This is a genomic window from Dolichospermum sp. UHCC 0406 (assembly GCF_009712025.1).
GTDB classification, from domain to species: domain Bacteria; phylum Cyanobacteriota; class Cyanobacteriia; order Cyanobacteriales; family Nostocaceae; genus Dolichospermum; species Dolichospermum lemmermannii.
This window is the reverse complement of the sequence record NZ_VILA01000010.1, coordinates 348,866-369,902: the sequence shown is the minus strand read 5'-3', so window position 1 is coordinate 369,902 and position 21,037 is coordinate 348,866. Positions and strand designations below refer to the sequence as shown.

General features: G+C 37.6%; 23 protein-coding genes and 2 rRNA genes. 13 read left to right on the top strand and 12 right to left on the bottom strand.

What is annotated here, in order from left to right; genetic code table 11:
* Positions 1-115, top strand: a 23S ribosomal RNA gene (locus tag FJR09_RS10570); the annotation flags it as partial.
* A 163-nt stretch (positions 116-278) separates the two neighbouring features.
* Positions 279-396, top strand: a 5S ribosomal RNA gene (gene rrf / locus FJR09_RS10565).
* A 114-nt stretch (positions 397-510) separates the two neighbouring features.
* Here rrf and FJR09_RS10560 read toward each other — a convergent pair.
* On the bottom strand, positions 511-1,449 hold the full coding sequence (locus FJR09_RS10560) for a glycosyltransferase family 2 protein (protein ID WP_174782892.1): 939 nt from the start codon (positions 1,447-1,449) through the stop codon (positions 511-513).
* Positions 1,450-1,586: 137 nt separating this feature from the next.
* Here FJR09_RS10560 and FJR09_RS10555 point away from each other — a divergent pair, with 137 nt between their 5' ends.
* Complete coding sequence (locus tag FJR09_RS10555; protein WP_015079473.1) at positions 1,587-2,786, top strand: argininosuccinate synthase; 1,200 nt, start codon at positions 1,587-1,589, stop codon at positions 2,784-2,786.
* 42 nt (positions 2,787-2,828) lie between these two features.
* Here the strand turns inward: FJR09_RS10555 and FJR09_RS10550 are convergent, their stop codons facing one another.
* Positions 2,829-3,458 (bottom strand): DedA family protein, encoded by a 630-nt coding sequence (locus FJR09_RS10550; RefSeq protein ID WP_015079472.1) that lies wholly within the window; start codon positions 3,456-3,458, stop codon positions 2,829-2,831.
* Here FJR09_RS10550 and FJR09_RS10545 point away from each other — a divergent pair.
* The 4 genes from FJR09_RS10545 (at position 3,437) to FJR09_RS10530 (ending at position 5,977) form a co-directional block, all read left to right on the top strand.
* Positions 3,437-3,625 (top strand): hypothetical protein, encoded by a 189-nt coding sequence (locus FJR09_RS10545; RefSeq protein ID WP_168654073.1) that lies wholly within the window; start codon positions 3,437-3,439, stop codon positions 3,623-3,625. The genes FJR09_RS10550 and FJR09_RS10545 overlap by 22 nt on opposite strands.
* 300 nt (positions 3,626-3,925) lie before the next feature.
* On the top strand, positions 3,926-4,282 hold the full coding sequence (locus FJR09_RS10540; RefSeq protein WP_015079471.1) for an STAS domain-containing protein: 357 nt from the start codon (positions 3,926-3,928) through the stop codon (positions 4,280-4,282).
* 166 nt (positions 4,283-4,448) lie between these two features.
* On the top strand, positions 4,449-5,267 hold the full coding sequence (locus FJR09_RS10535) for a serine/threonine-protein kinase (RefSeq protein WP_168654072.1): 819 nt from the start codon (positions 4,449-4,451) through the stop codon (positions 5,265-5,267).
* 71 nt (positions 5,268-5,338) lie between these two features.
* Positions 5,339-5,977, top strand: coding sequence for a PsbP-related protein (locus tag FJR09_RS10530; protein ID WP_015079469.1), 639 nt, complete (start codon positions 5,339-5,341; stop codon positions 5,975-5,977).
* A gap of 240 nt (positions 5,978-6,217) precedes the next feature.
* On the opposite strand, the gene FJR09_RS26135 is transcribed toward FJR09_RS10530, so the two are convergent.
* The 5 genes from FJR09_RS26135 to ruvB form a co-directional block, all read right to left on the bottom strand.
* A complete protein-coding gene (locus FJR09_RS26135; RefSeq protein ID WP_371416430.1) occupies positions 6,218-7,048 on the bottom strand; it encodes a tetratricopeptide repeat protein in 831 nt (276 codons plus the stop codon).
* A 6-nt stretch (positions 7,049-7,054) separates the two neighbouring features.
* Positions 7,055-7,294: a hypothetical protein gene (locus tag FJR09_RS10520; protein WP_168651869.1), complete on the bottom strand. Its 240-nt coding sequence runs from the start codon at positions 7,292-7,294 to the stop codon at positions 7,055-7,057.
* 24 nt (positions 7,295-7,318) lie between these two features.
* Positions 7,319-8,080, bottom strand: coding sequence for a serine protease (locus FJR09_RS10515; RefSeq protein ID WP_174783282.1), 762 nt, complete (start codon positions 8,078-8,080; stop codon positions 7,319-7,321).
* 18 nt (positions 8,081-8,098) lie between these two features.
* On the bottom strand, positions 8,099-8,455 hold the full coding sequence (locus tag FJR09_RS10510; protein ID WP_323294484.1) for a COP23 domain-containing protein: 357 nt from the start codon (positions 8,453-8,455) through the stop codon (positions 8,099-8,101).
* Between the two features lie 401 nt (positions 8,456-8,856).
* A complete protein-coding gene (gene ruvB / locus FJR09_RS10505) occupies positions 8,857-9,957 on the bottom strand; it encodes a Holliday junction branch migration DNA helicase RuvB (protein WP_168653525.1) in 1,101 nt (366 codons plus the stop codon).
* Positions 9,958-10,317: 360 nt separating this feature from the next.
* Here ruvB and hisF point away from each other — a divergent pair, with 360 nt between their 5' ends.
* The 5 genes from hisF to FJR09_RS10480 all read left to right on the top strand — a co-directional run bounded on the left by hisF (position 10,318) and on the right by FJR09_RS10480 (position 14,416).
* Positions 10,318-11,091, top strand: a complete 774-nt coding sequence (hisF, locus tag FJR09_RS10500; protein WP_015079465.1) for an imidazole glycerol phosphate synthase subunit HisF — start codon at positions 10,318-10,320, stop codon at positions 11,089-11,091.
* 104 nt (positions 11,092-11,195) lie between these two features.
* Entirely contained in the window at positions 11,196-11,387 is a 192-nt protein-coding gene (locus tag FJR09_RS10495) for a hypothetical protein (protein ID WP_015079464.1), read from the top strand.
* A gap of 308 nt (positions 11,388-11,695) precedes the next feature.
* The gene (locus tag FJR09_RS10490; RefSeq protein WP_015079463.1) at positions 11,696-12,382 is read left to right on the top strand and encodes a hypothetical protein; all 687 of its coding nucleotides are present in this window, start codon (positions 11,696-11,698) and stop codon (positions 12,380-12,382) included.
* Between the two features lie 116 nt (positions 12,383-12,498).
* Positions 12,499-13,272, top strand: a complete 774-nt coding sequence (locus FJR09_RS10485) for a DUF1350 family protein (protein ID WP_015079462.1) — start codon at positions 12,499-12,501, stop codon at positions 13,270-13,272.
* 7 nt (positions 13,273-13,279) lie between these two features.
* Complete coding sequence (locus FJR09_RS10480; RefSeq protein ID WP_015079461.1) at positions 13,280-14,416, top strand: PP2C family protein-serine/threonine phosphatase; 1,137 nt, start codon at positions 13,280-13,282, stop codon at positions 14,414-14,416.
* On the opposite strand, the gene FJR09_RS10475 is transcribed toward FJR09_RS10480, so the two are convergent.
* Positions 14,417-14,743, bottom strand: coding sequence for an STAS domain-containing protein (locus tag FJR09_RS10475; RefSeq protein ID WP_015079460.1), 327 nt, complete (start codon positions 14,741-14,743; stop codon positions 14,417-14,419).
* A 168-nt stretch (positions 14,744-14,911) separates the two neighbouring features.
* The gene (gene grpE, locus FJR09_RS10470; RefSeq protein ID WP_168651871.1) at positions 14,912-15,580 is read right to left on the bottom strand and encodes a nucleotide exchange factor GrpE; all 669 of its coding nucleotides are present in this window, start codon (positions 15,578-15,580) and stop codon (positions 14,912-14,914) included.
* 391 nt (positions 15,581-15,971) lie between these two features.
* Between grpE and FJR09_RS10465 the strand changes: the two genes are divergently transcribed.
* Positions 15,972-17,549: a SpoIID/LytB domain-containing protein gene (locus tag FJR09_RS10465; protein ID WP_168651872.1), complete on the top strand. Its 1,578-nt coding sequence runs from the start codon at positions 15,972-15,974 to the stop codon at positions 17,547-17,549.
* A 74-nt stretch (positions 17,550-17,623) separates the two neighbouring features.
* On the opposite strand, the gene FJR09_RS10460 is transcribed toward FJR09_RS10465, so the two are convergent.
* The 3 genes from FJR09_RS10460 to FJR09_RS10450 all read right to left on the bottom strand — a co-directional run bounded on the left by FJR09_RS10460 (position 17,624) and on the right by FJR09_RS10450 (position 21,016).
* Complete coding sequence (locus FJR09_RS10460; RefSeq protein WP_168651873.1) at positions 17,624-18,883, bottom strand: RNA-guided endonuclease TnpB family protein; 1,260 nt, start codon at positions 18,881-18,883, stop codon at positions 17,624-17,626.
* Positions 18,884-19,056: 173 nt separating this feature from the next.
* Positions 19,057-19,350, bottom strand: a complete 294-nt coding sequence (locus tag FJR09_RS10455) for a ferredoxin (protein ID WP_015079457.1) — start codon at positions 19,348-19,350, stop codon at positions 19,057-19,059.
* A 256-nt stretch (positions 19,351-19,606) separates the two neighbouring features.
* A complete protein-coding gene (locus tag FJR09_RS10450) occupies positions 19,607-21,016 on the bottom strand; it encodes an MFS transporter (RefSeq protein WP_254433075.1) in 1,410 nt (469 codons plus the stop codon).
* Positions 21,017-21,037 lie beyond the last annotated feature (21 nt).

Genomic DNA, 21,037 nt, shown 5'->3' with positions numbered 1-21,037 from the left:
CTCTCACTACAATTTGTAGGTAAGGTCACGGGCAGAACACCCGTTAATAGGCTCTAAGTGGAAGTACAGTAATGTATGAAGCTGAGGGGTACTAATAGACCGAGGGCTTGACCTCTATTCAATTAAAAATTGATAATTAAAAATTAAAAATGAAGGTTTTTGGTGGTTAATTATCACTGTTGATTCTCGTTCTTTTTGCAGTCTTCAGGGTTGTGAATACCCTAAGTTAAAAATCGGTAATTAATTTTTAATTCTGAATTTTTAATTTTTAATTCTTTCCTGGTGTCTATGGCGCGGTGGAACCACACTGATCCCTTCCCGAACTCAGAGGTGAAACGCTGCTGCGGCGACGATAGTTGAGGGGTAGCCCTCCGTGAAAATAGCTCGATGCCAGGTTTATTATTTAACAACAATGCCCCTTCTATTCTTTTAGACGGGGTTTTGTTTTTTGGGTTGTTATATCCTTCCTACCTTTGCTCTTCTGCGCGAAACAATTATTTAATTATTTAATTATTTACTTTCTATCTCAGAATAAGCCGCATAAACACCCTTTACATTATACCAATTCAAGAAAATTCGGGCAATTTCTAAAGCCAATTGTGGCTTACCCAAATCAATCAACCATTGCAAAAATGGGGACATAGTTTTTTCATTCAATAACCCGTTTACAGAAAGAATTCCCCATAATAAACGATGAAACCAAGTCATTTGAATCATCATTTTCACTTCCCAAGTAGGATGTTTTTGATAAAACAAAACTCCCATTCTTCCCCGTTGAATTTCCTGATCAATTAACTTAGGAATTTGCTGTAAACTAAAAGGTGGATGCCAATGATAACCAACAGCTTCAGGACATTTAATTAATTGCAAACCTAATTTTTTTAACCTCACACCTAATTCTAAATCTTCCCAACCATAAAGTTGAAACCCATTATCAAATAAACCAGCTTCTTCTAACCAACGTTTAGGAATAGCCACGTTACCCGTAGCAAAGAAAGCAGCGGAAAAATCTGTGATTTTATAGGGTTCAGCGGTGGGATTGGCAAAATTACAAGTATTTATTACAGCACCGTAAGTAAAAAAACAGTTATTTCCTAATTTCTCTTTTCCTTGTACCAAAGCATTTGTATGAGCTTGCAGGAAGTTAGACAAAACCACTAAATCACTATCAATAAAAATAATTGTGTCACCTTGGGCTTTTTCCACACCTAAATTTCGCGCCGCAGCCGGACCTGCATGATCCTGCTCAAAACAGCGGACATGAGAAAACTCATCTTTGTGTACTGCTAACCAGTTCAAAGTACCATCAGTAGAACCATCATCTACCAATACAACTTCATAACCTTCTATATAGTTTTTGTTGCTGAACTCCTGACTCTCTAAAGCGCGGAGGCACTTTTCCAGAATTGGTAAGCGATTATAAGTAGGAATGACAATACTAAAAAACACAGTTTCACCCAAAAAAAGTACTGGCCATATTGAGAATAAGACAAATATAACAAAGTTACTGTTGCACAAGAAAATATACGCTAGGCAAGTCAGATATAATAATAACTCATTCTTTGTTTTCCTAAGTGGAGAAATTCATGGGTCGCGCTAAAAAGGTTGTTCTAGCATATTCTGGTGGAGTTGATACTTCTGTTTGCATTCCCTATTTAAAGCAAGAGTGGGGAGTAGAAGAGATAATTACCCTAGCAGCAGATTTAGGTCAGGGAGATGAATTAGAACCAGTTCGAGAAAAAGCCCTGAAATCCGGTGCAAGTGAATCCTTGGTAGTGGATGTTAAGGATATATTTGTTAAAGACTACGCGTTTCCAGCGATTCAAGCCAACGCCCTCTATGAAAATCGCTATCCTTTAGGAACAGCCCTGGCTCGACCTTTGATTGCTAAAATATTAGTGGAAGCCGCTGCAAAATATGGTGCAGATGCGATCGCTCACGGTTGCACAGGCAAAGGCAACGACCAAGTACGCTTTGATGTCTCCTGTACAGCCCTCAACCCCAACCTCAAAATCCTTGCACCAGCGAGAGAATGGGGTATGAGTCGGGAGGAAACCATAGCCTATGGTGAAAAATGTGGTATTCCTGCACCAGTGAAAAAATCTTCTCCGTTCAGTATAGATAAAAACTTGCTTGGTCGCAGTATTGAAGCTGGTACATTGGAAGATCCAGCAAATGAGCCGCCAGAAGAAATCTATGAAATGACCAAAGCCATAATTGATACTCCTAACGAACCGGAATATCTAGAAATTGGGTTCCAAAAAGGGCTTCCTACCACCATTAACGGCACATCAAAACAGCCTGTGGAGTTAATTGAACAACTCAATAAAATCATTGGTAATCATGGGATTGGGCGGATTGACATGATTGAAAACCGCTTGGTAGGAATCAAATCACGGGAAATTTACGAATCACCAGCAATGATAGTTCTAATTAACGCTCACCGTGACTTAGAAAGCCTCACTTTAACAGCAGATGTCAGTCAGTACAAACGAGGTATGGAAGAAACCTATACCAAACTCGTATATAACGGACTTTGGTACAGCCCACTCAAAGCAGCTTTAGATGCTTTTATTCAACAAACACAAGAAAAAGTTTCTGGTGTCGTGCGGTTAAAACTTTTCAAAGGTAACGCCACCATAGTTGGCCGTTGGAGTGATAATTCCCTCTACACTCCCGATTTAGCCACCTACGGCGCAGAAGATCAATTTGATCACAAAGCCGCAGAAGGCTTTATCTACGTTTGGGGACTACCTACTCGCATTTGGGCGCAGCAGAATAAGTAATAATTCAGATACCCGACTTCTTAAAGAAGCCGGGTATCTTTACTACTCTTCTGTTTGCTGCTTAACTTCGCGGGACTCTAACCAAATTGGTATAGCAATCACAGCAACTAAAATAAGTAACGCCAAAATTGCAAATTTACTTACCCAAGCCACCAATTGTTCTAGGGAAATAATCCTTCCCGCGAAAAAAGCTAATGTCACCATGACGCTACCCCAAGCAGTCGCCCCAGCTACGTTATAAATCAGGAATTTACCAAAGGGCATTTCTGCTATACCCGCAAGTGGTGAAGCGAAAATCCGCAATAAGGCAAAAAAGCGGCCAAAAAATACAGCTTTAGCGGCGTTTTCCGTAAATTGCTCTTTAATACTCAGCAGTCGGACTTCGGAAATGCGGAAAATCTTGCCAGCTTGGAGCAGAAAAGGCCAACCGCCAACTCTACCAATCCAATAGCCGCAATTACCACCAATTACAGCACCTCCAATAGCGTTACCGAGAACCAGCCAGTAATTTAATTCATTACTACCAGCAAGGAAACCACCAACAATCGTTACGGTTTCTCCAGGAAGAGGAATGCCCAAATTTTCTAGCAATATTCCCAAAAAAATCGCTAAATAACCATAATTATGAGCAATTTCTTGGATGTTTTCTAGTGAAAGTAGCTCAAAAGACATCCAGCACCACCGAGTTTACAAATTTTTACCTTTACCATATCTTTGCTTGTTTTTGGCTAGGGTGTCAATCAAACCGCAATAGGAGGAGTCAGGAGTCAGGAGTCAGGAGTCAGGAGTCAGGAGTCAGGAGTCAGGAGTCAGGAGTCAGGATGAAGAATGAAGAATGAAGAAAATTCCTTCCCTGTTCCCTGTTCCCTATCTCTACAAGTAAGTTCATGAATCAAACCGGATTGCTATAGATAATTTTAGATAATGATAAGTTCGTTACCGAAATTAGCAGTAAATTATGCTTATACTAGAAAAACTTGTCAACAAATTATACGGCATGAATACTGAAAAAACTTTTTCTCAACTGTGCTGCTGTTAATTCCCATAAATTTGCGAAAATAGTCGTTCCGCGGTTAAATTATAAACAGTATTGATGTCAATTTTTCCTTTATCAGTGTTTCAAATACAAAGTTAAATTTATGACTCTTACACAAGAACGCCAAGTAATTTTGTTCAAACCCCAAGGTAGTATAGACCTGGATAGTGGTACTATCTTGAGCGAACAGATGGCTGCAATTGAACCTCAGCATCACCAACTCTGGGTTATAGATTTATCAGAAGTAGATTTCATGGATAGTTCTGGATTAGTCCCCCTCGTCAAGGGACTTACATCAGCGCGTCAAAGTGGTTGTCGGTTAGTTCTTTGTAATGTCAAAGCTCCAGTTAAGTTGATTTTGGAACTTACCCAGCTTGATTCAGTATTTGAAATTTTCCAAAATTACGAAGATATTTTTGCTCCTGTTACTAATCAACAGCTAGTAGCAACTGGAGTTTAGACTAAATTAGTATTTTTATATCTTTAATTTAGATCCCCGACTTCTTTAAGGAGTTGGGGATTTGAAGTTAATTAACCTCTCAAATAATTTCGCCAATATGGCGACGAATGTGCGATAATTAACTGCATATTTCCCGAAACAAGGAATCAGGTGGGGTGTGAATCTGATGATAGGTACGACTATAGGCGGACGCTATTGTATTACTACCAGGTTAGGACAGGGTGGATTTGGAACTACTTATTTAGCAAAGGATACCCAACTTCCTGGTTCTCCTGTTTGTGTGGTTAAGCACTTTACACCATTAACTACAAAACCAGAGCAATTAGAAAAAGCTCAAGAATTATTTGAACGAGAAGCAGGAATTTTACAAAAACTCAATCATCCACAAATACCCAAACTTTTAGCGTTTTTTACGGAAAATCAACAGTTTTTCATAGTTCAAGAATTTATTAAAGGACATGATTTAACGAAAGAATTACCACCTACATCTACCAATACTAATATCAGTGAACCATTTGTTATTAAATTATTAAAAGATATTCTGGAAGTATTGGAATATATTCATGGTGAAGGTGTAATTCATCGTGATTTAAAACCAAGTAATGTCATGAGACAAGAAATAGATAATAAAATAGTCATCATTGATTTTGGGATAGTTAAACCTGTCAAACGAATTAATAACCAAGAAGATGATACTCAAATAATTGGTAATGAACTTATTAACCAAGAGAATGGTAATTATAATCCTACAAGAATTGGCACTAAAGGATATGCACCCAGGGAACAAGGAGAAGGTAAACCAGAATTCAATAGTGATATTTTTTCTCTAGGAATGATTGTAATTCAAGCACTTACAGGAATAGAGGCTAAAGATATAAATAATGATAACAATAACCAAGAAATAAGTTGGCGTTATTATAGTAGAATCAAAGTTAGTGATCAACTTGCAGACATTTTAGATAAAATAGACATCTCCGGTAATTAAATGTGCGTGGTTTGAAACCCTTGTAGAGACGTTCTATAGAACGTCTCTACATTCATTTTCGGAGAGGTCTAATGGTCAAATCTGATCATAGGGACCGTTATCAGACAGTAACAGAAGTATTAACAGCATTACAAAAAATATCTATAAGTAGTCCATTAATACCACCTAAAATTTATCATTTATTCCTGAAAATTGCCCCTTTAGGATTAATCGTAATCATGGGAATAATTGTATTTTCAAACCGTCCTATTTCTGAATGTGATGGAAAATTAGCAACTTATAAAAATAAGGAACATAATATAGAAATTGAATATCCTAAATGTTGGGACGCGGACGAAACTCCTATCTCAGTCATTGGTATTGGTAAAATAGTTACATTTATTCAACCTCAACAAAAAGCTAGATTGATTATTAGTAGTTCTGAATATTCGGGAACTTTAGAAAATTACGGAAAAGACCAGGAGAAGATGATCAAAAGTAACCTAGAATCATCAAATATCATAGAAAGAAGTTCAACTATTATCGCAAATCAAACAGGACAAAAAATAATTGTCACTGGTAAAAATGAACAACAAAAAATCAAAAATATGTATGTTATGACTTTGAGAAAAAATCAAGCTTATTTAATTACCTATACTGCACCCATAGATGATTATGATAAGTTGATCAAACCTGTAGAAGATATGATAAAATCATTACAGATTGATTAAATTAATCTATAGTATCAATATTATTTTGAACTCGTTCCCAGACTCCGGCTGGGAATGGGAGTTTGAGGCTCTGCCTCAAATACAATGAATATAGTGGAGGCAGAGCCTCCCCTGAGCATTCCCCGGTAGAACCAGGGAACGAGGGAAAACGAGGCAAAATCTCAATAATTCATAGACCATCAAAAAATCACATCCTGTTAATCCTTAAATCCTGGATATCCTGATTCTGACAAAATATTATTATTGTAATTTTCTAATTCTATCTTGGGCTGCTCTCAACCATTTCTCATTACCACCTTGTTGTTGATATAATTTTACTGCTTGCTGCAAGTCCCTAATTGCTCCTGGCTTATCTCCTAAAGCAGAACGGGCATTTCCCCGTCCGTGGTAGGCATAGGCATAGTTAGGATTAATCTTGATAGCTTGGTTGTAATCATCTATTGCTCCTGGCTTATCTCCTAAATCATCACGGACATTTCCCCGGTTGTAGTAGGCATCGGCATTGTTAGGATTAATCTTGATAGCTTCTGTATAAGCTACTATTGCCTCTCGATAATCTTTTTGTTCATACTTCTTAAATCCTAACTTAAAATAATCATCAGCTGTTAAACCCCTAATGCTGGGCTTATCAGTAACACCTGCTGCAATCCGCATATAAGTATTAATAGGAATACCAGCAAATCTATCTCTATCCCTATTGTCATATTCATCACCTCTGCCATGAATACCTATCAACTCACCCTTGGGATTTAACACCGGTCCCCCACTCATGCCCTTGACAGTGGAATTGGTATAAACTAAATTGTAACCACCATCTATAGTTCTCTGTTTTTCATTAGCGGAAACTTGTCCATCAAAACAATCATAAAGCGGTACAGGAATACTAGGGGTAGAAAGACGAAACCCAGTAACATAAACATTATCCCCACGTTTTATTAAGTCAGAATTACCAAATTTAGCTACTTGATAGGTTTTACTACTAACAAATTTCACCACAGCTAAATCTATCCCTGTTCCCAGTGGTTTAATATTTTCCCCCTGAATGGGATAACGTTGTTCATCGGGGGTGATAATCGTTTATTTTAAACTAGTATTTTTAACATTGTGAAAAGCTGTGAGAACAGTATAAGTATTACCTTCTTGTTTAATTAAAATTCCCGAACCATTGTCTTTATTATTAATATCAATTAAAACCGTGATTTTTTGGGCTATTTCATCTACTTCTTTATTGCATGATAAATTCTTAGCTGTAGTTGGTTGGATTATGGTAAAAAACGTAAAAATAAATAGTGTGGGAATAGTGTATTTATAGTTCATACAAACACCTAAAAAGGAAGTTGACTATGGAGAAGGTTTGAGTTTATCTATGGCTATAGCCCAATTTAAACGGACTATTTGTTGATGCAGTTTTTCATCTGCTGGTGTACCATCTATGAATACTGAGGGAACGTCCCATAATGGATAAGCGTGCATTCCATTAACACCGATTAATTGACCATTTTCATTTAATAATGGTCCTCCACTCATACCTTTTTCCAGTTTGTTTGTATATCCTATTTGATATCCTCTTTCTAAGGCTTTTTCTAGAACTAGCACTATTCTACCTGTTGTGAATGTGAACTGTTTAACTGTGTTTTCTGATTCATAAGCGGGAAAACCCGCAATAAATACTTTATCTCCTATTTTTGATTGAGTCCCAATACTTGCTACTGCATAAATTGTACTACTAGAAAATTCCAACATGGCTAAATCATATTTACCAAACTTCATTTTTTTAGATACTTTGGCTTTATGTATTTTCCTGTCTGGCGTTTCTATGTTGTAAGGACTTTGACCTGCTTCTAAAACATGAGCGTTTGTTAATACTGTGTAAATATTGCCATTTTTCTTCAGTAAAATTCCTGAACCAAGAAACTCCGTTGACAGGATTTTAACGGTAATATCTGTTGCTTTTTGTTTTACTTGTGCTGGAGAAAGTCCCGTTAGTGGTTGGTTTATGGGAGTATCACTAGTATAAATACTAGCACTTAGGCTTAAATTGGGTACTAGTAAACACAAACCACTAACACAGGTGATGAATTTGATAATTGTAAAATTTGACAACTTGAAAAGATGTATAGTTTATTTTTGCTCCGCTGGTAAATTATTTAAGTAAGTACCAAAATCAAACATGATATCATCAGTGTCAGAATTTTGATTCATAATTTCAGCACCAGCTAGAGCTTGACGATTAAATAACCTATTAGCTACCTCTCTGCCATTTGTACCCTGTCTGAGGGTAAATAGTAAATTACCGGAGTTACAGACCGTATTAGAGTCACTTCCAGAACAAATTACGGTTTCCTTGTTGACTATTCCAGAGGCGATTTTTTTCAGTGTACCATTATCGTAATTTCTTTGAAATCTTGTTGATACTTCCTGACATCGCTTTTTAGGGCTGTATTGCGAGGGAAAGTAGGTTGATGTCCAACCCATAATTTTGCGGTTTTGACCGTCTTATGTGCGGGTAAAGGTGAAATATTGCCCACCTTCTGCGGCACAATAGAATTTGGTGCCTCCAGCGTAACTAGGTTGACCCATGGACGCAAGGCTTGCTAAGGCTGTTAATGACACTGTAGCAAATATTTGAGTCAATTTTGGGTGTAGTTGATCAGATATTTTTGTGGCCATATATTCAATTATTTGTGTGATTTCAATGAGATTTTAACTCATAAGTAAGTATTAGGGAGTCAAGAATTTTCCTTTTGTCTCTCCTCTAGTGGTCTGTCAAATAAATTTTGACGGATAAAGAAGAAATGAACCACGAAGGACGCAAAGAGCGCGAAGGAAGAAGGAAGAGGAAAAATTTATTTACCCGTCAATTAGTTCTTGACAGACTACTAGAGTAATGATAACTGTTCATTGGGTGGCTTAAAACCCATGTGTTGATAGGCTGCTTTAGTTGCGATTCTCCCCCTGGGTGTCCGGCTTAAATAACCTATTTGCATTAAATATGGTTCATATACTTCTTCAATGGTTTGGGTGTCTTCCCCAGTGGTAGCAGCGATGGTTTCTAAACCCACTGGCCCACCATTAAAGTTTTCAATAATCACACTGAGCATTTTTCTATCTGTCCAATCTAAACCGCAAGGATCAACTTGGAATAGCTGCAATGCTTCCGCTGCTACAGTTGCATTAATTTCCAGAAAAGATTTTACTTCCGCATAATCACGGACTCTTTTTAATAATCTATTGGCTATTCTTGGTGTTCCCCGTGAACGTTTGGCGATTTCTGTAGCCCCATCTGGATTAACTGGAGTTTGTAATAATTCAGCGGTGCGGAGAACAATTTTAGTCAGTTCTTCTACTTCATAAAAACGCAACTTTTGAATTAAGCCAAAGCGATCGCGCAATGGGGAAGTTAAAGCTCCGACGCGAGTTGTCGCTCCTACCAAGGTAAATTTACATAAAGGTATACTTCTAATTCTGGCACTAGAACCTTTACCCACCGTAATATCTAAGCGATAATCCTCCATCGCTGGATAGAGAATTTCTTCTGTCATCCGTGATAACCGATGAATTTCATCTATAAACAGCACATCTCCTGGTTTCAGGTTTACCAATAACCCCACGATATCCCGTGGCCGTTCCAAAGCTGGTGCGCTGGTAATTTTGCAACTTACCCCCATTTCTGATGCTAAAATCATCGCCATTGTGGTTTTACCTAAACCTGGTGGTCCGTACAACAGCAAATGATCCATAACTTCTTCTCTAGATTTAGCGGCTTTAATGGCTATATCTAAAACATCCTTTACATCCTTTTGGCCGATGTAATCAGCAAAGCGCTGGGGACGAATACTCTCTTCTGGTTTCCCTTGTTCATTAATAGCCGCTTCCGATTGTAACAGATTTTCTGCGGGGGGTACTTTGGCTGATTCCCGTTGCTGTTTGGGTTCTCCGTTCGGTTCTGGAGGCTGTTTTTTGGAAGAGATAATCGCCATAATTTTCAGGGATTCAGAAGTACAGAAATAGGGATTTAGCAGTTCATAAGTAAAATTAGTATAGGATATTTGGGGTTAGTTGAGAATACAGATACTATTTTCACAATATAAATATTTATTTCATTAAGTAGGTGAACACAATAAAACCAAACTGTGTAAAGAAATGTAAAATCGCTGAAAACTTCTTTACTCTTTACTCTTGCCTCTTGCCTCTTGCCTCTTGCCTCTTGCCTGTATATCTGTTTAATTAGTTTTTCGTCTGGACAAGACCTATTATATGTTGATCCTATCTTGTCAACTATTCCCCAATTGCCTTTACAATTTAAATTCCTAGCAATTACCGGGAGTGAAAACGTCATTATGTTGGCTAAAAGAATCTTACCTTGTCTAGATGTCAAGGCGGGCAGAGTTGTGAAGGGAATTAACTTTGTGGATCTCAAGGATGCTGGTGATCCTGTAGAACTGGCCAAGGTTTACAATGAAGCAGGTGCAGATGAGTTAGTGTTTCTAGATATTACGGCTACTCATGAAGACAGGGACACGATTATTGATGTGGTTTACCGGACTGCTGAACAGGTCTTCATTCCCCTGACTGTGGGTGGTGGGATTCAAACCTTAGAAAATGTTAAAGATTTGTTACGAGCCGGGGCGGATAAGGTTAGTATTAATTCCGCGGCGGTCAGAAATCCAGATTTAATTAATCATGCCAGCGATCGCTTTGGCAATCAGTGTATTGTTGTAGCTATTGATGCTAGACGTAGACTTGATCCTGAGAATCCTGGCTGGGATGTCTACGTTCGCGGTGGTAGAGAAAATACTGGTATTGATGCTCTATGGTGGGCGGAAGAAGTCACAAGACGGGGAGCTGGAGAATTGTTGGTGACAAGTATGGATGCTGATGGTACTCAAGCTGGTTATGATTTGGACTTGACAAAAGCGATCGCTAATGCTGTAGAAATTCCCGTGATTGCTTCTGGTGGTGCGGGAAATTGTGAACACATTCACACTGCATTAACGGAAGGTAAAGCTGAAGCCGCACTTTTAGCGTCTTTGTTACATTTTGGGAAACTGAGTGTAGCACAAATTAAAACTTATTTGCAAGAACGCCATGTTCGGGTCCGTCTTCCTACTTGATATCAGACATAAGAAAGCGACCAACTGCATCTGTTGAAGATAAAACACAGTTATCCAAAACAGTGTTAAGATAATCGTACTTCTATGAAGAAATATTAAGAAATATGTTGATTCCTATTTTAATCTTTGATGTGGCACTTGTAGCATGGTCGCTACACCTGATGGAAAAAGCTTATGAGCATAAAGAATTTTCTCTCATGCTGGCTGGTACACTAGTGGCATTAGCCGCAGCAGCAATGCTAGTAGTTTATTTTTTAATGGGTAACTGCATGAGCTATTTGTTGCAAGTAACTTAAGGGAGGAGTCAGGAGTCAGGAGTCAGGAGTCAGGAGGAAGAAAGGAAGAAAGGAAGAAAGAAGAAGAAAGAAGAAGAAAGAGGAGGAAGGAAGGAAGAAGGAAGAAAGAAGAAAGAGGAGGAAGAGGGAAGAGGGAAGAGGGAAGAATCATGTAGAACTTGAAAAGTGGTTGGTTTTTGATGGTATAAACATTTATTTCTTACACATTATCAACATTGAATACCCCTAAAATCACCGATTAATTGCCATTCTGGAAATCCACTTGTTATATTAGACTAAATCAATAGTATGTTAAGGATTTAGCAACTGTGCGAGATGATTTACAGGGATTGGATATTAGTCATGATCAACTTCAAGATGCGACTAACTTACCTGTTCATAATAAATTAATAATTATTACTGATGTTATTCAGCAATTCGGTATAAGATTGCTAAAGAAAGCTCAAAAAACAGAAATTGCTACTGTGGTTTTCGCTGGAATTGCTATTTCTGTTTGTACTTACCTGTTAGTAAAACTATCATCTTGGCTATCATTAATTATCTTTGTTTTATGGACAGGTGGGAGTATACAAATTCTATTATATTTATTATGGAAAGGCAAAAGTAAGTTTCTCAAACAGAATATGACAAATTCTTTACGGATTTTACTAAATGATGTGGAAAGATATAATTCCGTGATTAAAGCTATAGATATTAACGACCAAATTGAAGATGTTGGCAACTTAGGAGTAAGTATACAAGCAAGAGAAAAAGTATTATTAGCACTTGAATTAACTAGAAATGATTTAATCCGCGCTTTAAAAACAGAGAGAATTTTGCGAGAAAATAAAAGTTTTATTATCACTAATTCTGATTTATTTACCAATAATTTAGCCGCTTTGGCATCAATGCAAGTTACTGAAGAGGCAACCGAACATGGTAGATTATTAAATGAAGCTTTGCAAATTTCCCTAGATGTACAGCAGGAAATGAAAAACTTGCAAAGTCAGAGTTAATACTTGATATATGTTTAGATGTAAATGTAAAATATATCTATAGAAAATACTTCCTTCTCTTTCTTCTTCCTTCTCTTTCTTCTCCTGACTCGGTGACTCCTGACTCCTATTTTAACATGAACTGGCAAGAAATTAGAGGCAATTGGGTACTTATTCCCCGTAATCCCATTGGGATCATTCATTTTTTAGGTGGTGCATTTGTCGCCACTTTACCACATTTAACTTATCGTTGGTTACTGGAAAACTTAGCAGATCAAGGATACGTCATTATTGCCACACCTTTTGTCAATACATTAGATCATATCGCGATCGCTAAATCTGTCCAACTTAAATTTGAATATACCCTAGAAAAGTTACAAGACGCTGGAAAACTCCGCAAGCTGTACCTTCCCACCTATGGAGTCGGACATAGCATGGGTTGTAAACTCCATTTACTAATTGGTAGCCTGTTTCCAATCCAACGGGCTGGTAACATTTTAATATCCTTTAATAACTTTGCTGCCAATGAAGCCATACCATTAGTAGAACAGTTAAATTCTCAGTTAAATTCCCAATTAGACATTGAATTTACACCTACACCGGCACAAACTAACCAAATAATTCAAGACAGCTATCAGATTCGGCGGAATTTAGTAATCAGATTTAATAAAGATACCCTGGATCAATCAGCAAACTTAACAACAATTTTACAAGAACTCTTTCCTAATATGGTGACAACACAAACCTTATTAGGCACTCATACCACACCTTTAGGGCAAGATATTAAATGGCAACCAGGAAGTTCTTTTAGTCCTTTTGATGCTTTAGGACAATGGTTAAAGCAAGAAGTCTATCGAGATTTAAATCAATTAAAACAAGTTATATTGTTTTGGTTAAATCCCCTTTCTTAATAATCTCATGTTTGAAATCTTAATCATTGATGATGACCGATCCATCCAAATGTTTCTCAAAAGAATCTTAGAAAAACAAGGTTATCAAGTCATCACTGCGAGTACAGGAGAAGAAGGAATTTTAAGAACGCTGGATTCACCTCCAGCCTTAATTATATGTGATTGGATTATGCCGGGATTAAGTGGTATAGAAGTATGTAATATCATTAAAAAAGATCCCAAATTATCTACCACATTTTTTATTTTATTAACATCTTTAGATTCCGTCGCCAATAGAGTTAAGGGATTAGATGCTGGTGCTGATGATTTTATCTCCAAACCTATCGAACACAATGAACTACAGGCAAGAGTTAGAGCCGGGTTACGTCTGCATCAATTAAGTCAGGATTTACAGACCCAAAAGCTACTTTTAGAAACAGAATTAGCCGAAGCTACAGAATATGTAAAATCCCTTTTACCCCTGCCTGTAAATAAGCCCCTGAGTATTCAGTTTAAGTTTTTGCCATCACGGCAACTTGGTGGGGATTGTTTTGATTATAATTGGCTTGATGCTGATACTTTAGCTATTTACCTACTAGATGTTGCCGGTCATGGACTTAAAGCTACTCTACCTTCAATTTCTGTACTAAATCTCTTACGTTCCCGCGCGCTCAAAGATTTAAATTACTATCAACCTAGTGAGGTATTGGCAGCTTTAAATAATACCTTTCAAATGAATTATCAAAATGATAAATATTTTACAATTTGGTATGGAGTTTATAATCGAGTTAGCCGTCAATTAACATACTCTAGTGCTGGACATCCACCAGCTATTATCCTCTCTGGCAATTCTCCTACTCATACAGAAGTAAAAAGATTAAAAACTCCAGGAATGCCTGTAGGAATGTTTCCTGAAGCTAAATATACAGATGCTTATTGTCAGATTGAAAAATCTAGCATCCTTTATATTTTTAGTGATGGTGCTTACGAAATCACTCAATCAAATGGTACTCTTTGGAGTTTAGAAGGTTTCATTCAGATTTTAATTAGCTTACAGTATTCTGTTGATAACCAACTTGATTATATCCTGGATTACCTAATTAACTTAAACTCCAAAGAGACATTTGAGGATGATTTATCTATTCTTCAAGTTAAATTTGATTAATCAAGTAGCAGAAAGCAAAATATTTTCAAATGCTTCTTGACTAGGAACAATTGTAAATTTGCCATCCATACCAGTTAATTCAAATAGCATCCTAACTTGCTCATTAATTGAACAAATAACCATCTTTATTCCCGATTCCTGTAAAGCTTTAAATGTTAAAATCAGAGTGCCTAATCCAGAACTATCCATAAAGGTAACATGATGACAGTCAATCAACACAATGGAGATTCTCTTATCAATTACTTCTTTAATACTTTGTTGAAAATTTTGTGAGTTAGTAGCATTAAAACTCCCACTGATTGCAATCACTTTCACCTGCTGATTCATGATATTCTAATTTTGATTTATTTAAGAATGTGCTGATTTTAATTTTATTAGTATATCCTAACATTAGATTATAAAAAGATATTTAGTACACAAAAATATGGAGTAATTTTCAATAAATTCATCAGCAAATAACCATCAAACTCAAAAGAGCATAAACTTTAGAAGAGTTTATAAGAGACTTACTCTAGCTCTGTACAAAAGCTGATCATGTTGCATATAACCTATATAACGGACTTTAACAATTTCTCCTGGTTGTGCTGTTCCTGCTAATAATTCATGGAATTGAGGATTATAGGGGATTTCTGTGCCTACAGAAGCGATCGCTTCCACATTCCAATCCTGTAATAATCTTTTTAAAGGCGTATCTACCAAAGGTAATATCTTTACTGCTGATAACTGGTGATCTTCCCTGGCTCTATGTGCTGCTGTTGGCCATTGTAATATTAAAGATTCCAATATTTGTAAACTTGACCGCTGAAATTCCTGTTTTAATCCTTCTCTTTGTTCTAACATTGACAATGTTAATCGTTCATACTCAACTTGTAAATCTGTAATTTGCTTTAATAAGTCTATATTTTTATGAGAGGAATGAGTTTTGTGGAAACTTGAAGATAAACCATCAACGCTGAAATTTTCTACCAACTCAGTCCAAGATATCTGTAAAATCTCTGACAGTTTTATCAATACTTCTATCCGCATTTGTCCGATTTTTCCCCTCCGCAACTGCAAAATTTGCCATTGTGAAACACCAGCAGCACGACTTAAAGATTTAAAACTCTCATAACCGACTGTTTGCATTAAATTTCGCAAATTCTCGGTAAAATCAATTTCCAGCATAAAATATGGGTGATAAAGCAAGATTTAGTTAAATCATACTCATAATGAGTTTGATTTGCAAGTGTGCTGAAAAAAAGACGTAATGGTATTATAGAAGCGCGTAAGTTAAAAATATATAATATTCCCCGTTACTAATTAAGTAAGTTGGCGTTGAAAATTGTCGTTATAGCACTAGTCAAGAGGCAAGAGGCAAGAGGCAAGAGTAAAGAAGTTTTCAGCGATTTTACGTTTCTTTACACAGTTTGGTTTTATTGTGTTCACCTAATTATCTAAGTTGATTATTAGTAATTTGTGATTCATCCTGCCGCCCTGTATCTTCTTATCATTAGTAAATTGAGTTAATTAACTTAAAACCACTCCGACAGCATAAGGGCAATTAGAATTAGTTTTCATGAAAATATTTATTTGGCCTTCTTCCTACAGATTAATAACAACCTTGTGCCTATTGGGATTGGCTGCCGCATCAGAACCCGTAAGCAACAACCAGGATGTAAAATTGCAAATTGGTATTGTCCAACGATTTGGGGCTAAACCCACAGACAAATTAGAATTAGCACCCACAAAAGGCGATCGCTTAACATTAAAATTTACAGTGGGTAGTCAGCAACAAACCCTAGTCACCGACAAACCCATCCAGTTAACAACAGTCATGCAGCCCTTAAACCAAACAGTGGTTCAGGAAGTCTTAGTGCTGGGTGACTTTCGCACCTTTGAAACAGCGGAAGATAACGCTAACCACTGGCGTTCCCTGGGGATAGAAGTGGAAATATCCCAACCAGAACGTTGGCAAGTATGGGCAAAACGGGACGTTTACAGCACTCCCTTAATTCGTCGGTTACTATTAAAAAGTATAGAAACATCCGGTGATAAAAATGCTTACTTGGCAACCAACATTTTATCAAAAGTACCAAAAATTACTTGGGTAGTAAATGGTAAAAATTATAGTCCTAATTATCTAGAAATAACTGCTGGTAAAGACTCAATTAAGGTGAATACAGATGAACAGCCTCAACAAAAGCGTGTTTATCCGGGAAAAATGACCTTGCAGCCCAACGCCTATGGGCATTATACTTTAGTAAATACAGTCCCATTAGAAACTTATGTGCGGGGAGTTTTACCCCATGAAATTGGGATAAATGCGCCAATGGCAGCCTTAGAAGCACAAGCAATTATTGCTCGCACCTATGCCTTGCGAAACCTCCGCAGATTTGCGGTAGATAATTATCAGTTATGTGCTGACACTCACTGTCAAGTTTATCAAGGACTCAGCGGAGTTGCCAAAAATACAGATCAGGCGATCGCCTCGACCAGAGGTCAGGTACTCACTTATAATAACGAAATAGTTGATGCTTTATATTCTTCTACTACAGGTGGTGTTACCGCTAACTTTAGTGATATCTGGAATGGAGAAGATCGTCCTTATTTAAAACCTGTCATAGATGCTGCTAATCAAAATCTTTGGAACTTATCACATCAGAATTTAGCAAATGATCAGAACTTCGAGAAATTTATCAATCTTAAAGCGGGATTTAATGAGAGTAAATGGGATGTATTCCGTTGGCACAGAGAAACGGATATCAATAAAATTACCCAAGACTTGCAGAAATTCTTACATTCCAAAAAAAGCCCCTATAGCAAGTTCAAAAAAATTCAAGCCATGTCTGTAGTTGAACGCAGTTCCAGTGGCCGGATTTTAAAACTGGCTGTGAAAACTGATATTGGGGTTTTCACCTTACAAAAAGACGAGGTTCGCAGTGCCTTTGCTGCTCCCATTAGCACGCTATTTTACATTCAACCATTGAATAAAGGTCAAACCAATCTCTGGGGATATGCTTTTATTGGTGGTGGTTTAGGACATGGAGTGGGTTTAAGCCAAACAGGCGCTCAGAATTTAGCCAAATTAGGTTGGTCTAGTGCCAAGATTCTGGAGTTCTATTATCCGGGGACTAAAATTAAAGTAAGCAAGTAATTGGGGAATTGGTAAAACTCCTACTCAGTCGCCAATCCCCAATCCCTTGTTTGGACTAAATTCTTGTGAGTGAACTACCCACACTGACCTGACGGTACAGTGTGGGCTTCCTGCCCAACAGAAAGCACAGTAGTAGACTTCTTTCGTCCTCTATTACTGCGACTTACTTCTGGGCGACAGGCTTCTTGATGAAGTTGTTCATGGGGGAAACCCCCAAGACCACACTTCATCGCTTTATCCCCCGTTCCAGAGGTCAAAATTCGTAGTCCCTCATCTCTGAGGTTTATCGCTGCATTGACATCTCTATCATGTTTGGTTTGGCACTTTTCACAAGTCCAAAACCTGATATCAAGTGGTAAGCTACTTACTTGGTTAAGGCATACATGACAAGTTTTTGACGAAGGAAAGAATCTATCAACTTCTTGATAAATCTTCCCTTCGTTTTCTGCTTTGTATTTAAGCATGGTACAAAACATTCCCCAGCCAACTTGTTGAATAGATTTGGCTAGGCAGTGATTTTGCATCATGCCTTTAACATGAAGATTTTCTACCACAATAACTTGGCTTTCGTTGACTATCCTACGAGATAGTTTATGGAGAAAATCTTCTCGACAATTAGTTATCTTTCTATGGACTCTAGCAACTTTCTTTCTAGCTTTATTTCGGTTATTAGAGCCTTTTTGTTTTCTAGATAATTGCTGTTGTTTTATCTTTAAGTTCTTCTCGTGTTTATTCAGTATTCGAGGGTTATCAAACTTAGAGCCATCACTGGTAATCGCAAAATGAGTTAATCCCAAATCAATGCCTATTGCTTTACCTTCGACAATTGACTCTGGCTTCTCTTTACCATCTTCAAATAAAATAGCAGCGAAATATTGCTCACTGCAATTTTTGGTGATAGTTACAGTTTTAATCTTCCCTTCAATCTCTCGATGAATAATTGCTGATACTTTCCCTATTTTCGGTAGGATTAATTGATTATCGGCAATCTTGACATTTTGAGGATACTGAATAGACTGCTTACCATGTCTGGATTTAAACTTGGGGTATCTAGCTCTTTTTTCAAAGAAATTGTTAAATGCAACCCCCAGATTCAAGCAGACTTGTTGCAAGCACTGAGAATAAGTTAGCGACAACCACTCATGTTCTTTCTTTAGTTGAGGGATTGTCTTTTTAACTTCGTATCCAGACAATCCTTTACCTGTCTCTTTGTACGTTTCGTTCATCAAATTCAAAAAATAATTCCATAGCCAACGACAACTGCCAAAGGCTCGTGCCAATGATTGCTGTTGCTGGGCATCTGGATATAATCTGACTTTGACTACTCTTAACATATTAGAGTGAAAAGTATTTACTATAAAAAACTATAGCACAAGATTTGTGAATTGCCTCCATGTTTTTCTCCCTTGCTATCGCATTGGTCGAAAAACTGTCGTTAATTCACGCGCCATTCATCCCACGCTGCCCTTAGGGTCAGTCGTGGGGCTTCTGTCGGTTAAGCTAAAGTTTAGTAAAGGTCTTCTTCTCTGTGGGTTTCGATGGTGACATCAGAAGTAGGATAAGCAACACAAGTCAATACATATTGAGCTTCGATTTGATCATCATCTAAGAAGGATTGATCAGATTGGTCAACAGTACCAGAAATGATTTTACCTGCACAAGTTGAGCAAGCACCAGCCCGACAAGAGAAGGGTAAGTCAAATTCAGCTTCTTCTGCTGCATCCAAAATATAAGTGTCGTCATCGCAGTCTATAGTCTTAGTACCGTCTGGAGTGATGAGAGTAACTTTGTAAGTAGCCATTTAATTATCCTCTGTTGTGAAATCGGCAGTATAAGTGATTTTTAAGCAGACCTTACAGCTATTCTGATGGGATTAGCCGCTGGTTTAAATTTGCTTCAATTCTGATACTAAGGGAAAAGCTAAAAGTTATAACAGAAAATTGACCCCGATTAGTAATGAAATTTAGTTACTTATTACCCATAAGTTTTTGTTATATGAAATACCCACTGAGATAGATGTCAAAGAGCGTCTTGGTGACATCTTTGTTATATCGGCTTTATGAAACTTCTGGTTCGTCAGGAATTGCATCAGGTAGTTCATGTTCTACAAAGCGGAGACGCGGATATAAGTAGGCAATTAAGGTTGCGACTAGAGAAAACAGACCCATGATGATAAACATTAAACCCATACCGCGACCATGACCAACCCCAATAATCTGGCCAATGCTATGGGCTAAAGCTCCATCTTTTGCCATGATTGGTTCAAAAAATTGATCAGCTAATGCTCCACAGGTTAGGTAGGCAAGTGGTAAAAACCCCTGTACAGCAGCACTGCGAAAAGCAAAGACCCTTCCCTGTACTTCTGGTGCTACTTTTTTCTGATAGATGACTTGAATTGACCCATTAATGATGGGAATTGTCAGAAATATCAAGAAATTGGCGATCGTAAATATAACTGTTGAAGCAGTCAATCCAGCTAATACATAGGAGATGCCCAAAAATGCCATAGACACAAATATGGTATTGATCTGGCGTTCTAGTCCGCCCCAAATGCTGATCACGGCACTGCCTAGTAATAGTCCAAAACTAGAAATAGAATAGATAGCTCCTAGTGATTGTGCGGAAGCAAAGGAAAGCACTAAGGGTGTAGTGAGAGCTTCTGCGCTACCAACGAGAAAGTTGATAATGGCAATGAACATGACTAATCCAAGTAGTCCAGGACGTGCTACTAAATATTTCCAGCCAAAGGTGATTTCTTGCCAAAATGAATTGGTTTCGGCATCGGGATTTTCTGTGGACGAAATTTCGGGAAATTTAACTACTAGCAAACAGATTAAAGCCAAGACTAATGTAGATAAATCAATGATGACAATTCCTGACAATTGTACAGTTACTAATAAGGCTGCGGCTAATACCGGGGAGAGAATTTCAGCGATCGCTAATCTGATCTGTGTCATCGAACTGGCACGACCAAGTTGTGCTTTCGGCACAAGTAATGTAGTCGCAGAAGAATAGGCTAGTCCCTGAAAAGCACTGAAACTGGAACTAATCGCACTGACTACACACAGACTCCAAACTTCTAAGTGATTACTGATAAATAACCAAGCAATTAGTAAGGTACATAACCCTGCACAGAAATCACTAATAATCATAATCCAGCGCCGAGGAAAGCGATCGACAATCACACCAGCAATGGGAGAGATCAAAATTGTCGGTAGGGTTGTAGAGAGAATCAGCAGTGTAAATTGAGTTGTGGAATTCGTATGTTGATAGACCCAAATACTGAGTGCAAAATTGGTTGTCCGCGAGCCAACCAGAGACAACACTTGACCAAACCAGATCAAGATAAACACGCTCATGCTTTGAGTTATTTCTCCTTCTGGGTTGGAGAAATACTCAGTCCATCTCAATAAAGATGATCCAAATCTGGGTTGTTGTTTCAACTCTGGTGGGCTGTTTTCTAACATAGCAATAGTGATTATTAGTTA

Coding starts and splice junctions, on each gene's coding strand:
- FJR09_RS10475 (WP_015079460.1), bottom strand. CDS start 14,743: ATGAATCAGCAGGTGAAAGTGATTGCAATCAGTGGGAGTTTTAATGCT.
- grpE (WP_168651871.1), bottom strand. CDS start 15,580: ATGCTGGAAATTGATTTTACCGAGAATTTGCGAAATTTAATGCAAACA.
- FJR09_RS10485 (WP_015079462.1), top strand. CDS start 12,499: ATGAACTGGCAAGAAATTAGAGGCAATTGGGTACTTATTCCCCGTAAT.
- hisF (WP_015079465.1), top strand. CDS start 10,318: ATGTTGGCTAAAAGAATCTTACCTTGTCTAGATGTCAAGGCGGGCAGA.
- ruvB (WP_168653525.1), bottom strand. CDS start 9,957: ATGGCGATTATCTCTTCCAAAAAACAGCCTCCAGAACCGAACGGAGAA.
- FJR09_RS10550 (WP_015079472.1), bottom strand. CDS start 3,458: ATGTCTTTTGAGCTACTTTCACTAGAAAACATCCAAGAAATTGCTCAT.
- FJR09_RS10455 (WP_015079457.1), bottom strand. CDS start 19,350: ATGGCTACTTACAAAGTTACTCTCATCACTCCAGACGGTACTAAGACT.
- FJR09_RS10540 (WP_015079471.1), top strand. CDS start 3,926: ATGACTCTTACACAAGAACGCCAAGTAATTTTGTTCAAACCCCAAGGT.
- FJR09_RS10530 (WP_015079469.1), top strand. CDS start 5,339: ATGGTCAAATCTGATCATAGGGACCGTTATCAGACAGTAACAGAAGTA.
- FJR09_RS10555 (WP_015079473.1), top strand. CDS start 1,587: ATGGGTCGCGCTAAAAAGGTTGTTCTAGCATATTCTGGTGGAGTTGAT.
- FJR09_RS10520 (WP_168651869.1), bottom strand. CDS start 7,294: ATGAACTATAAATACACTATTCCCACACTATTTATTTTTACGTTTTTT.
- FJR09_RS10495 (WP_015079464.1), top strand. CDS start 11,196: ATGTTGATTCCTATTTTAATCTTTGATGTGGCACTTGTAGCATGGTCG.
- FJR09_RS10535 (WP_168654072.1), top strand. CDS start 4,449: ATGATAGGTACGACTATAGGCGGACGCTATTGTATTACTACCAGGTTA.
- FJR09_RS10450 (WP_254433075.1), bottom strand. CDS start 21,016: ATGTTAGAAAACAGCCCACCAGAGTTGAAACAACAACCCAGATTTGGA.
- FJR09_RS10465 (WP_168651872.1), top strand. CDS start 15,972: ATGAAAATATTTATTTGGCCTTCTTCCTACAGATTAATAACAACCTTG.
- FJR09_RS10460 (WP_168651873.1), bottom strand. CDS start 18,883: ATGTTAAGAGTAGTCAAAGTCAGATTATATCCAGATGCCCAGCAACAG.
- FJR09_RS10480 (WP_015079461.1), top strand. CDS start 13,280: ATGTTTGAAATCTTAATCATTGATGATGACCGATCCATCCAAATGTTT.